This is a genomic window from Vibrio neptunius (assembly GCA_019339365.1).
In the GTDB taxonomy this organism is placed as follows: domain Bacteria; phylum Pseudomonadota; class Gammaproteobacteria; order Enterobacterales; family Vibrionaceae; genus Vibrio; species Vibrio neptunius.
Window position 1 is genome coordinate 2521657 of record CP079859.1, and the last position, 13377, is coordinate 2535033.

Sequence of the window (13377 nt, forward strand, 5' to 3'; positions counted from 1 at the left end):
ATAAGTATTGCCGAGTGTTTCTAGCCCTAAATGAGGTTACGGTGATATCACCCTGGTTGATTTCTAGTGAGTGAACTTCAACTCACCGTTCGCATCCGCGATTAAGTTGATCGTCTTAATGACGGCTCGCTTACACAATGAGCCATATAGATGCGGATAGCGTTCTCCATCATCTTGCGTGCCTGCGGGTGGTTCATCTTTTAGGCATTGAGCGACAGCACTTTTATTGATTTCAAGCAGGTAAATCTCACTCACTCCAGCAAAAAAAACGTCAATTATTTTTTGTACTTGTTCTTGGTATGCTAAATGAATAAAACCTTCTGTTGTCAAAGATTCCGGTGCGTATGTGTCGCTGTTTTGATATTTGTGGTATTCACTTTTCGTCAGTATGTGATAAAGCATATGGTTCTACTCTTGCTGTATATTGGGCGATGAGGAACACAGAGTCTTAACTAGGGCCTCGGTAACGTCGTCAGAGATATACTCAGCCGATTCTTCTTTTGTCAGAACTATCGAAGTAAAGAGTAAACCCGTGTTCTTGATTGCGACCCTTGATAACCGGCAGTCAACCTCCACTGTCGCCTCAAATGAGCCTGACTTACCTTCACGAACAATATCAATGTCGCTCAGCCGCTTTAAGTCGCCACGGACATACCAAGTGTCAGTATACGGCCCGCCGACTTCATCTACATAGACAAGCACATTATCAAGATTGGAGGTGGTGTCTTGTGCACCTACGGGGATTTGCAAGCCACTGACCAGCAGCGCAACCATGCCAAGCCTAGCGATTTTATACATGTGTCATCTCAAATTTTTCCGTTAACGCGCAGCAGATTATCAGCCTATCGTATGAAGGTTAACTCAGCACCCTATCGGTTGTACTTAGATTTATCAAATTTAGTAATGAGTGTTGTAAGTTCGAACCGACGAGTTTTCCACTATTAAAAATAACCGTGCAGACCCCAGATTAACTCTTCGGTCAACGAATGTTGACTTTGCTATCTTAGATAACGCGGTTCACTTTCTCCTCAATATAATATTTATTGAATCAATATCAAAGTTAGAAAATATAGATAGAACAAGATTTTGGCATACAAAATAAACCAAACTACTGTTTAGTTTCTTCTTTGTACCTGTTCAAAACAACATTTGAGGAAATTATGCTTTATAAGTTCTTACTCCCGACGGTGCTAATAATATTAACCTTTAGCTCGTATGGGCACTCATCTTCCTGTACGGACACATTGGAAATAGGATCTTTGACCGCCAAAGGTGACTGCTCATTTACTGTTTCCGCTTCACCGCATATGTCCTACAACGACGCGGTGAGATTTTTAAACCAAACAACATTTGGAGCTCAACCATCTGATATTTCCCTACTCTCCAAAGTTGGTCCAGTGGCATGGATTGAATCACAACTCAACTTACCACCTAGTTATTTAATGCCCAGAGTAAAACAGTACATCAACGCTCAGCCACAAAGTCAGTTTGTTTTTGCTTCCACATCATTCGCGTTTTGGAAAAACGCTATTGAAAGCCATGATCAGTTGAGACAAAGGATGGCATTTGCGTTATCTCAAATCTTCGTCGTTTCAAATGGGGTTGGTGATGAATTAACTGAGCACCCTGAAGCTGTGGCAAGTTTCGAAGATCTGCTCATAAAACACGCTTTCGGTAACTTTCGGACATTACTCGAAGAGGTCACCTACTCTCCCGCGATGGGTTATTACTTGACGTATCTGGGAAATGTTAAAGCCGATCCAGAGAGAGGTAATCAACCTGATGAGAATTATGCGAGAGAGTTGTTACAGCTGTTTACGATTGGTGTAGAACAACTCAATCCTGATGGTTCTCCTATCCTTGATACTAACGGACAACCTATAGAGACCTATTCAAACTCCGATGTGAGAGGACTCGCGAGGGTTTTTACTGGTCTCAATGTGGATGAATCTAATACCAATGATAAACCGGGTGAAGCATTCAGTGTACCAATGACAGTGGCAGATGAAGAACTGCACTCTTCAAAAGAGAAACGCTTTCTAGGAACGGTGATTCCAAAGAATACTCCAAGTAAACGTTCTATAACCCTAGCACTGGATGCCATTTTTGCTCATCCCAATGTTGGCCCCTTTATTAGTAAGCAATTAATTCAACGTTTAGTAACGAGTAACCCAAGCCCTGCATACATTGCACGTGTTTCCTCTGCTTTTGATTCCGGTAGTTATGAACTAGCACCGGGTAAAGTTATTGGACAAGGGATTCGTGGCGATTTGAGCGCTACATTAATGGCAGTTCTTTTTGAGGCCAAAAATCATTCCTCTGTTGGAGGAAGGCCCCATAGCAAAGTTCGTGAACCTATTTTGCGTTTTACCCACTGGGCAAGAGCTTTTAATGTAACAAATATAGATGCGGAATATTTGTTTAAACTTTGGGATACAAGCTCTGCGAGCTCATTGGCTCAACACCCTTACCGATCACCTAGTGTATTTAATTTCTATCGTCCAGGCTATAAAGCTCCAGGAACAATATCAGCCCAACAAAACCTAGTCGCACCAGAGATGCAAATTGTCAATGCAACCTCTATATCTGGCTATGTCAACTTTATGACTTACTTTGTCTTTAATCAGCAAAAAAATATAAATGTGTATGAATTGGAACAAACCTATATTGATTACGGTATGCCAATAAAAGCACACCATGCCGTTGATCGTTTCTCAACTCAATACACGCCTCAAATGGCTCTAGCTGCACAACCTTCAGATCTTGTCGAACACTTAAACTCCTTGCTAACAGGAGGGATAATGGCACCAGCAACTAAAACTCATATAGTAGAAAAAATTACTCAAGTGACTTCGTTGGAAACGCGAGTGAAGCTAGCAATCTTGTTGGTAATGATATCACCAGACTACCTCGTACAACGATAAGGAACTATGATGAAACGACGTCAATTTATCAAAATGTCCGCTTCCTCACTAGCAGCAACCACGATCACGAGCATGACTTCATTGTTAAGTGCGTTACCGGCACAAGCAAAAGTCAATGATTATAAAGCCATGGTATGTGTTTTTCTCTATGGCGGTATGGACAATCACGACACCATTATTCCCTATGATAATGCAAGCTATGCTCGTTGGGCCGATATTCGAAAAGATATGGTTGAGGCGTATCCAGTACCAAGAAGGAAAGAGAACCTCTTGAAGATAAACTCATCCGGTCGTTTTGGTCCTCGCCAATTCGCTCTTCCCCCTGAGATGAAAAACATTCATGCTCTATATCAAAAAGGTAACGCCGCCATTATCGGGAATGTTGGCCCATTGCATGTGCCGACTAATGCAGAACAGTACAAACGAGGTTCCGTGTCACTGCCTAGTAGACTATTTTCTCATAATGATCAGCAGTCGACTTGGATGTCTGGAGATACTGAAGGGGCTCAATTCGGGTGGGCAGGACGCATCCATGACAAATTACTTGAGCAGGGCACCAGCCAAAGCAACCCGTTTAGTACCATTACCTTGTCGAATGGCGAACTCCTCATATCTGGAAAGAAAACGGCACCCTATCACTTAATTGATGGGCGAGCGCCAGATATTACCTTAACCACACCAGGAGTTACTGGACAACCGGACTCTGAGTCCACTTACAAAGGCGATATTACTTCATCAGTGGATGGTTTACCGAGTGATCTCAAAACGTATTTTAGTAACGACCGACAAGCTATCTACTCTAAGCCATTTGAACGAGATTTGGCGAGTAAACAAGCGAAGTCTTACTCGTATAATTCACATTTCAATCGCGTGGCGTCTGATAAAGTATCGGTACAATTTCCTAATACACACATTGGCAATCAGTTGAAAGGTGTCTTTTCGACTATTTTAGCGCAGAAACAATTAGGCCCAAACAGACAGTCGTTTGTCGTTAGCATGGGAGGATTTGATACGCATTCAGGCCAGCCTGAGTCATTGTCCAAGCTGCAAACTCAATTGGACGAAGCTATTGGGGCCTTTTATAACGCTCTCGAGAATCACAGTTTAGCCAATCAAGTAGTGAGCTTTACCGCATCGGAATTCGGCAGAACTCTTGCTTGTAACGGGGATGGTACAGATCATGGCTGGGGAGCCCATCATTTTGTGATCGGCGAATCCGTTAGAGGAGGTCAAATTTATGGTGATTTACCCAAAGCAGATTTTGGGCATGAATACGATGCGGGAAACGGCCGCCTTATTCCTACCACTTCTATAGATCAATACGCTGCGAACTTCGCTAGTTGGATGGGCTTGGAAGAAAAGGAGATTCGTAAATTGTTTGTCAATCTCGATTCGCTAGGAGTTAGGCCCGTGTTTTTGGTGTGAGTGTGCGTCTATTTCCAGTCTAAATGAGGTTTATATAGGTCAGGTAACCTGACCTATTTTTGAACATGTGTGCATCATTGATACACACGAACTCTATATTGTGCTGTAATAGCGCCATTCCCTAGCAACTCTTTCACTGTCCTACTTTTGGATTGGTCGGATTGACGAGAACAACTAGTCTGCCGAGCCGCCACTCTGGCTTGGGCGCACATCGCTCAGCTAATCACCTGATAAAACAAGACGCCAATAAACTACCCAAACACAGTGTCAACGTTTCAGAAAACGTTGTTAGCCAGTCTTCAGCCGTAGTATCTCAGCACCCTATCGGTTGTACTTGGCCTTATTTAACGTTTCTTTAAGTTGATGTGTGTGTTCTAGATTAACACCATGAATATTGGCTATGGCACAAACATAATACAGCACATCATACAACTCTTCGGCTATCGAACCTTTTAACTCTTCTAGTGAGGGTTGACCACTTTGACCGTTGCGGATTGACTCAGATAATTCACCCACTTCTTCTATTAGTTTTAAAAAGTAGTGCTCGGATTGCTCTGGTGCATGGTCAAAGCTTTTAATGTGGTTTTGTAATTCAGATAGCTTCATCACATCCTTTATTCATGTTTTGTTCAACAGCATTGAAGCGCAATGCGCGGGTTAAGCGACTTCTGTTACCGGTCTCGAGAAATAAGTTGGATACGTCTGGCGAATATGGCGCTGCTCTTCAACCATGTTTTTAAAAGATGGGCCTTTTTTTCAGCTTAACAATCACCTCATTTTGATCAAATCGAAGCACACTTCCTTCAAAGGTCACTTGCTTGTTATTATGTAAGTGAATCGTGCCAGACATGGATAAGCCTTTATACCAGTTGGTAAACGTGTTCTTTACCACTCGAATCCCACCCTCAGACACTTCGGTAACATGAAACAATTCATTAGAAATACGTACGGAAGGTCTCGCCCTTCTGGGGTACTTCAATCGATAGTATTTACGTTTTTGTTCAAAATCACTCATCACAATCTCCTATTACTTCGAGTGATAACGTCCCGAAGAGTCTTACATATCTAGTGACCAACAGTTATTCAGATTAATCAAATTCCCCGATAGTATAACTGTCGACTATTGAAAGAAAATCTTTAGTGCTAGTTTTTGCGCTTGTGATCTTGGCTCGCCATACAACCTTTCACCAACAATCCGTAACCCACTGATTTTAAATAACTAAAAACCTCAAAAAGCCAGTATTACAAACCGCTTTACAACACGAAGTTTTGCGCATACATTGCACACATCTTAATCATTAGGTTCATTCCATGTCACAACAACGTACTGGCAACTGGATGGCTGCGTTGTCATTCCTTTTGTGGGGTTTATTGCCACTCTATTATCAATATCTCCCCAACGCCGCTCTGGACGAATTACTGACCGTTCGATTGGTCGCATCGGTACCCTTTGGCGTTTTGATTGTGTTGTTGGTCACTAAAAAAATGCCAGACTTTTCGGCTATCGTGCGTGATCGCCGATCTTTGGGCATCACTTTGTTGGGCAGTACCTTAATGTCGATTTCTTGGTGCGCTTTCACATGGGCCATCACCAACGATCGCGTTATCGATGCCAGCTTGGGCTTTTTCATCAGCCCATTAACCATGACAGCACTGGGTGTCTTCGTACTGGGTGAGAAACTGTCGCTGGGCAAAAAAGTGGCGTTGATTCTGGCGACCGCCGGATTAAGCTATCAGGTGATGCAATATGGGCAAGTGCCCACTATCGCTCTGACTATGGCGATTTTCTTTACTTTGTATGGTTGGTGTAAGAAGAAAATTCAATACGAATGGAGCACCTGCCTATTTGTTGAAGCGCTTGTACTATTACCGTTTGCACTCGGTTACCTTGTATTCAAAGAAGTCACCGTTGGAGCAGAATCGCTGCACTCAGGCTGGGCAACCTTTGCTCTGTACGTAGGTGCTGCGCCTGCCACCTTGATCCCTCTAGTGTTCTATTCTCTTGCCATTCGTTGGACCAGTATGTCAACGGTTGGATTGATGCAATACATAGAGCCGTCGATCCAGTTTCTTCTGGCGATTTATTTGTTCGGCGAAGTTTTCGATGAAGTCAAACTGGTGAGCTTCAGTCTGATCTGGGCGGGCTTGCTGTTCACGATCGCAGAAAGTGCCAAGAAGCGAATGGTTCTGAATCGCTCATAAAAATCCAAGTGCATCAAGTACACTTGGATTTTGACAGCTGTCGAGGGTCGTTCAACCGCTCACTTTGGCTTTAAGTTGCTTATCTCTTTCAGTATCAGCAAGCTTTGAACAGAGGGAGAGTCTGAGGTTGGATTGAATCTGTCAACGTGTTGTCCAGCGCAGGGAATAACTGATTAATTCCTGTCTCAGTCAGCCCTAACCACGCCATCAAGCTCGCATGAAGCTGATCTGAAGAGATAGTTGGAATCACTCGGCCACGCGAAAGCAAGTAAGGACTGGTCTCAGATAAATCCGGATACTCACCGACAATGGCTTGCCCTGCCACACTGCCTCCCAAGACTAACGCATGGCTAGCCCAGCCGTGATCAGTCCCATCTGTGCCGTTTGGAATCAGGGTTCGACCAAATTCAGAATGGGTAAAGGTTGTCACTTGCTCAAACAAACCATTGTTTTCCAGTGCCAATTGGAAAGCGGCCATCGCTTCTGCCAGTTCTTGTAGCAAAGCCGTTTGACGGCTGATTTGAGCTGAGTGGGTATCGAACCCGCCCAACTTGCAACTAAAGTACTGTGCTGGATGTTGGAACTGGTCCTTATGCAGCAGCAGTTTAAAGACGGCTTTCAATTGTTTACCGATGCTCGTTGCTGGAAATACGTCTGGGATCTCGGCATTGAGAATGGTACTGAACTGCTTATACATTTTGGTTGAGTCGACAGCAACGTCTGCATAATGAGATTGGAAGATATTGCTGTAACTGCCAGTACTTTGCAGTTGATCGAACAGATCACGCGAACGTTGATCGTTGAAAATGTCACTGGGTGGCTTAGAACCGACCGAGTTGGATTGGGCTTCAATGCAGTTAGTCCACACTTGTGTGCCACCCATATCAAACATCGGTGACAACTCATTCAAACTGCGCAGCATAGAGCCAAGCTCGGTGGATGTCTTCGCGCCAAAACCTTCTTTCGACAGTGACTTAGTGGCGTGAGATTGAACCATAGTGGATTGATGTGAGTGACTGAACAGGTGTGCCGGACGAGTGCTTTGATCGTAATTCACATTGTTGACGCGCTGAGTCAATGGACCTAGGTTCACTACAGGTACAAGGTTAGCACTGTCCCAATAAGGTTTAAGAGCAGCCATCGCTGGGTTAAGTGCCAGTTTGGCCTCGTCGTTGATTGCGTCTAAGTCAATACAGGTTGTCTCATCTATGGCCAAGTCGCCACGCAGCGCACGGTATTGACTGTTGGCATTCGCAGCGGTTGGGATGAGCATGTTGTAGCCATCGTTACCGCCAGCAAGGTCAATACCAACAACGGCACGATATCCGTTTTGGCATTGATTAAACGAGTCAGCAAAGGCAGGAAATGCCGCGAGATTCAGCGCAGAAACACCCACACCAGCGGAACCGGCTTGTAAAAATCGACGTCGAGTTAAGTTCATGATGGTTACCCCTGTGTGATGAATTCTGGTGAAAGCAGTGCGTTCATGACAAGATTCTTGATCTCTTTGTGCGAGTCAGATTGGCGACTTGGGCACTTAACAAGGTAATCGATGTAGCATTGGCGTGCTTGTTCACTCATTCGGTAAGCAAACAAATGTTCGTTAAGGTAATCCACAACACCTTCGTCATCAAAAGCAAGGTAACGTGTGAATAACGTCTCATCCATGTACCAATCTTGCCCTGCTTGTTCAACCTGAGCAATCAACCCACGGAATTGACTGCCGTACTGATAGATGTCGTGCCATTGGTACACGTTGAACTCAGGCGCAACCAGACCATTAAAATCAGTGTGGTTTGGCGCATCATCCGGTTGGTAGTAATAGAACACAGAAGGGGCAGATAGCGGCAAGGTTCGGTTATACCAATTGAACTGTTTAGGCCACATCATCACACCGTCACGTCGCTTCACTTGTAGCGCGCGCATCGCATGGATAAAGACTGACAGTGGGTCACGCAGTTTGCCTACTGTGTTACCGGAGCGCAGGGCGTCTTTGTCGGTTAAAATCGCAATCACTAAAGTTTGCATATCACCACCGGAGCGCTTGAATGCACGGCGTACACGACGAATATAGCCCGCTCTAGGGTTACTAGTCACAAGCTTGTTGATGAAGAATTTGCTCACAAAGGTGTAAAGCGTGTTTTGGTTCATCAACCGTTCAATCACAGCTTCAAGTTCGTCTTCTGCACTTACGCCAGCCGGGAACTTCTTACCAAGAATGCGTTTTTCACCCATGTCGTGTTCGCCACGTGGCTCCATAGGCTGGCTGTACTTGTCGTTACCGCGAATGTCGGTAAATTTCCAACCTGTAAACACACGAGCTAGCTCTTCAATGTCTTCTTGGGTGTACGACGCGACTTCTTTACCTTCTGCGTCTAAACGTACCTCACCGTTGTTACGCAGTTTAACTGGCCCAAGCGTGAAAAGTTGTAGCAGTTCTCGTGCGTAGTTTTCATCTGGAGCTGTGAGCTCATTAGAAACGTTGTTTACGAAGGTCAGGTATTCACCCATGATTGGCGATGTTGACACAAAACGAATCACATCACGGAAGTTAGCAAACGCATTATCGAGCAACCCATCAAAGTACTGGCACATATAGCGGCGCTTAGAGGCCGCACTCAATGCCGGATCTTTTACGCTCACCACAAACAGCTGGGAGAGCGTATATGCGATGCGTTGGCGCAGAATATCTTGCCCTTCGACCGTCATGCGTGTCCAACTGCTGGCGTAATATAAGCTTTGCCATAAGTCGGGTACGTTGAGTTCATCTTGCTCAAAGTGCGCCAGCCAAGAAGAGGAAGGAATAAGTGTTTGTTGAGCGACCCAATTTTCAATGCTTCCTGATTGAACAAGGTCATTAATGTCACGCTGGGAACCCCCGAACGTACATTGTTGCAGCGTTCGTGCTGCGTCTATATAAGCCTGATTCATTTTTATTTCCCGTAGGTGTCTTATCTTTGTTAGTTAAGCGTCCTTTGTTACGGCAATATTTAAAGGTACCCAGCACCTTTAAATCGTAATTGATATTTTTGATATCAATAATGTAACAACCACAGATTTACTGTGATTTTGCTGCACAATCTGAGAATTAAATGGGGCATCTTTTAATCAAAAGAGACTTATTTTTGTCACCAGTTACTCGGTAGAACAGTGACGAAAAGAAACGATTTGGCAAAACATGAGGCGAAACAATGGGAAAGCTTTCTTCGAGTCTGAGATCGGCGAATATTGCTCGATTGATGACGCGCAATGTAGCCTGCATCCACCAAGCAGACAGTGTTGGTCATTCAACTGATTGGAGTCAAAACTCCCCTATCTATGAAATAGGCAACCCACAACCTTCATATGGGCGATGTTTAATCTCTACAGTGATTAAATTTATACCAGTGATTTTTTAAAAAATATCGATAAGACCAACTGAACTGCCCCTCAATAATTGGTTGTCCACTTATTGAGGGGCAGTTCAAGCAGGAGAAGGTTTAAAAAGAAGTTTAAATCCGTCTTGGCCACAGTCAGCAGCAGGGCAGCACAATTGTCACCAAGTTCGCTAAGCCTCAACCTCTCGCGGTACGTTGTTAGAGTTCCCGCAAGAGGTTAATGCCTTGCTACCCACAGGTAGTAGTGTGTAACTGATATTCAATGCATCAAAATGGTCCAGTAGTGTCCGATATTGGCGACAATGAAAGCCCTTTGCCAATGCGACATCCATGCTGCTTTCATAGTTTTTTCCATCTCTTTTTATTTCTGTTACGTAATGACTGAACCAAACCACCTGTCCCGTCGCCCTATCTTTTTGCTTGATATGAACTTTTAGCACCCACAGCATCGTGCACTGATTCTCTTTCTACGGTCGGCTATACTTGGCTAATCCAAGCAGCCCATCCCAGTTAAAAAACACGATACTATATATGGATTACTTCCTCTAACACTGTCATTTTTATGTTAAAACCACTGGCGGTAAAAAAGGCGGTGTGTCGCCCTGTATCAATAGCTCCCACATAGAGAGCTTCATTACTCAAGCTAAACCACCTTAATCAGCCTTGCGACGCAATGAATGGAAGCAATTTAAAATGAAAGGTTAAGCACGTCTTGCCACAGTAGACCAATCGCCAGCAAAGCCACCACACTCAGTAAACCAACCCCCGCCTTCTCTTTACCTTCAAACGGATTGATACCCTGCTCTTTCTTGGCCCGAACAAAGAAAACCAAGCCTGGCACATACAGAATCGCGGAAAGTAACAGATAATTGAGGCCAGAGGCATACAACAACCAAAACCCATATAAGGTCGCCCCTACCCCTACGGCAAGTAAACTGCCGCGATTTTTTTTGTTCAATGGCCAACTTAAGCACATAAGCACCGACCAAAAAGTATGGTACGAGAATCATTTCGGAAGCGATGATCAATAAGGTGTCATACGTGCTACCCGCAAACATGACAAAAATAAGAGAAATCTGCACCCAGATGTTGGTCAATGTTAACGGCCTTACCGGACTGCCAGCCTTGTTTAACTTCGCATAACTGGCGGGGAACATTTTTTCTTTAGCGCACAAATAAGGCGCTTCAGATGCTAAAACCGTCCAGCTCAAAAAGGCACCACACACCGACACTAACAAGCCAAGACTTATGATGTATTGCCCCCATGGACCAAGGATATGAGTCAGCACTTTTGCCATTGATGGGTTTTGATAATGCGCCAACTCAGTGGGCTTAATCACTCCCATCGAAAGCAAGGTCACCAATACATAGATGGCTAACGCGGTGAGTAGACCCAGTATGGTCGCTCGGCCAATATCCTTGCGATTGCGAGCTCGGCTAGAGACCACTACTGCGCCTTCAATACCAATGAACACCCAAACCGTCACTAGCATGGTGCTCTTTACTTGCTCAAGCAACGTATGTTCTTGCCCAAAATGCAGGCCAGTGAAGTCAACGGTAAAGGTATCCCAGCTAAACGCAAACAGCGCGCAAAGTATAAAAACGAGCAGTGGTATTAGCTTGGCGTATGTCGTAACCAGGTTGATCAAGGCAGCCGTTTGGACGCCACGCAATACTAACCCATGTACCATCCACAGAAGAGCAGAAGCCCCTATGATTGACACCCAGGTGTTACCTTGGCCAAAAATCACGTTATCGGGCGTATCGAATAACATGCCTAAGGTGCTAAACACAATGACCAGATAGGAGACGTTGGCAAGCATAGCGCTGAGCCAGTATCCCCAAGCAGAGCAGAAGCCGACAAAATCACCGAAGCCTTCTTTGGCATAACCAAACACACCGCTCTCTATATGAGGCTTATGGAACGCAAGCTTTTGAAATGAGAATGCAAGGAAGACCATACCGATTCCAGTGATCGACCAACCCATCATGACTGCCGCTGGACTGGCTACAGAGGCCATATTTTGTGGCAAGCTGAATACACCAGCACCTATCATTGAACCAATGACGATGGCAGTGAGAGAGCTTAGCCCGAGTTTATTGTTCATTTATATCCCGGATTTTAAATTTAACGGTTTCGCCAATAGCCATATTACGAAGAAACCCCAATAAGAGGCAGAGCTATTATGACTTCTATCGCAAACAAAGGCTGACTATCAGACACTTCATTGTGACCGATCAAACCAAACTCACATGTTAATATTTAATTTTGCAATTTGAAATATAAATAGAATTTAATGCCATTAACCAAGGCAACTTTCAGGATAGAGATACTAGTAAGTTCTTCCAGTTAGAAAATACCACTAGAGGGGCTTAAAAATGAGCCATAACATCAGCAAAGAGAACAAAAACAGGGCCTCAATAGCCCTGTTTTTACGTTGATTAGTGAGGAGTGCCAGCTGGGTCAAAGCCGAAATCTGACTGTTGGTAAATGTCGGCCAGCGCTTTTTCTTTTTTTCGACTTGGTAGAGCGTCTTGAAGCACCAACATCATATGCTTCCTGTGACTCCAAAGCCTTTTCATGCGCTTTTGCTGAGCGAATGAATTCTGGGTTGTTTAGCGCCTTCTGACGTAGGCGATTGACACGTTCAAGGGTTTCCCACAACATAACTCACCTCCACAATCTGTATTTATATACAGTATAGATATCCTCACTAATAACTCAAGTGAATACTGTTTATTTGAACAGTTGTTTTTACTGTAAGTAAGCGTTCAGCATCCACATCAGTTTTTCTTGCTCTCGAATATAATCCCCCATTAAAGCTGCCGTGCCCTCATCTTCTGCATCTTCGGCTTGACTTAAGATGGTACGCTGTTGTGTCAGCAGAACACTAAAGCCGTGGACTAGGCCTCTCACACACTCTTTCCCCGTTGTCGCATTTTGATGTTCCTCAATCTCACTTTTTTCCAAATACTGGCTAAAGCTGTGATCCGGTGTCGAACCTATGGTAAGAATACGCTCTGCTAGCTCATCAATTTTGGTTTGCAGGTCTGTGTAAATCTCTTCAAACTTGACGTGTAGTTCAAAAAACTGCTGGCCTTTAATGTTCCAATGATAGCCACGCGTGTTCATGTACAGGACCTGATAGTGAGCCAACAACGCATTCAACTCAGTCGCCAATGCTTGTGATTTTTCGTTGTTCAGGCCGATTAAGTTAATTTGGTTTGTCATCATGCATTCCTCATCAAATTCAATGTTGTTAAGCTGTTGCCTTTCAATGACTTCACTTTACTTAATTACAATTGATAGTTAAAAACGTTCATACCTATACATTTAATAGGCATTAACTATCTATAGGTTTTATCTATTTCAATGATGTTTAGAGCCGATTATCCTCAAACGTTAACAAGCGTTACTCTGTACAAAATTATTGGTTGAGGAAACGTTG

At 44.1% G+C, this 13377-nt stretch carries 10 protein-coding genes and 3 pseudogenes; 3 read left to right on the forward strand and 10 right to left on the reverse strand.

Annotated elements, in window-relative coordinates; all coding sequences use genetic code 11:
- Positions 1–63: 63 nt before the first annotated feature.
- Positions 64–402: a DUF952 domain-containing protein gene (locus tag KW548_12010; protein ID QXX05878.1), complete on the reverse strand. Its 339-nt coding sequence runs from the start codon at positions 400–402 to the stop codon at positions 64–66.
- A gap of 6 nt (positions 403–408) precedes the next feature.
- Positions 409–798 carry a hypothetical protein gene (locus KW548_12015; protein ID QXX05879.1) on the reverse strand — a complete coding sequence of 130 codons (390 nt, stop codon included), beginning with the start codon at positions 796–798 and terminating at the stop codon, positions 409–411.
- 461 nt (positions 799–1259) lie between these two features.
- Between KW548_12015 and KW548_12020 the strand changes: the two genes are divergently transcribed.
- Positions 1260–2924: a DUF1800 domain-containing protein gene (locus KW548_12020; protein QXX05880.1), complete on the forward strand. Its 1665-nt coding sequence runs from the start codon at positions 1260–1262 to the stop codon at positions 2922–2924.
- Between the two features lie 6 nt (positions 2925–2930).
- On the forward strand, positions 2931–4349 hold the full coding sequence (locus KW548_12025; protein QXX05881.1) for a DUF1501 domain-containing protein: 1419 nt from the start codon (positions 2931–2933) through the stop codon (positions 4347–4349).
- A 321-nt stretch (positions 4350–4670) separates the two neighbouring features.
- Here KW548_12025 and KW548_12030 read toward each other — a convergent pair whose 3' ends face one another.
- Entirely contained in the window at positions 4671–4955 is a 285-nt protein-coding gene (locus KW548_12030) for a nucleotide pyrophosphohydrolase (GenBank protein QXX05882.1), read from the reverse strand.
- A 51-nt stretch (positions 4956–5006) separates the two neighbouring features.
- Positions 5007–5364, reverse strand: a pseudogene (locus KW548_12035) (PilZ domain-containing protein).
- Positions 5365–5660: 296 nt separating this feature from the next.
- Between KW548_12035 and rarD the strand changes: the two are divergent.
- Positions 5661–6551, forward strand: a complete 891-nt coding sequence (gene rarD, locus KW548_12040; protein QXX05883.1) for an EamA family transporter RarD — start codon at positions 5661–5663, stop codon at positions 6549–6551.
- A 94-nt stretch (positions 6552–6645) separates the two neighbouring features.
- Here the strand turns inward: rarD and KW548_12045 are convergent, their stop codons facing one another.
- The 6 genes and pseudogenes from KW548_12045 to KW548_12070 form a co-directional block, all read right to left on the reverse strand.
- Positions 6646–7992, reverse strand: a complete 1347-nt coding sequence (locus tag KW548_12045) for a DUF1501 domain-containing protein (protein QXX05884.1) — start codon at positions 7990–7992, stop codon at positions 6646–6648.
- 5 nt (positions 7993–7997) lie between these two features.
- The gene (locus KW548_12050; GenBank protein ID QXX05885.1) at positions 7998–9482 is read right to left on the reverse strand and encodes a DUF1800 domain-containing protein; all 1485 of its coding nucleotides are present in this window, start codon (positions 9480–9482) and stop codon (positions 7998–8000) included.
- Between the two features lie 616 nt (positions 9483–10098).
- On the reverse strand, positions 10099–10368 hold the full coding sequence (locus KW548_12055; protein ID QXX05886.1) for a hypothetical protein: 270 nt from the start codon (positions 10366–10368) through the stop codon (positions 10099–10101).
- Between the two features lie 248 nt (positions 10369–10616).
- Positions 10617–12036 (reverse strand): annotated as a pseudogene (locus KW548_12060) (basic amino acid/polyamine antiporter).
- Positions 12037–12370: 334 nt separating this feature from the next.
- A pseudogene (locus KW548_12065) lies at positions 12371–12596 on the reverse strand (hypothetical protein).
- A gap of 87 nt (positions 12597–12683) precedes the next feature.
- Positions 12684–13160 carry a DNA starvation/stationary phase protection protein gene (locus KW548_12070; protein QXX08060.1) on the reverse strand — a complete coding sequence of 159 codons (477 nt, stop codon included), beginning with the start codon at positions 13158–13160 and terminating at the stop codon, positions 12684–12686.
- Between the last annotated feature and the right edge of the window lie 217 nt (positions 13161–13377).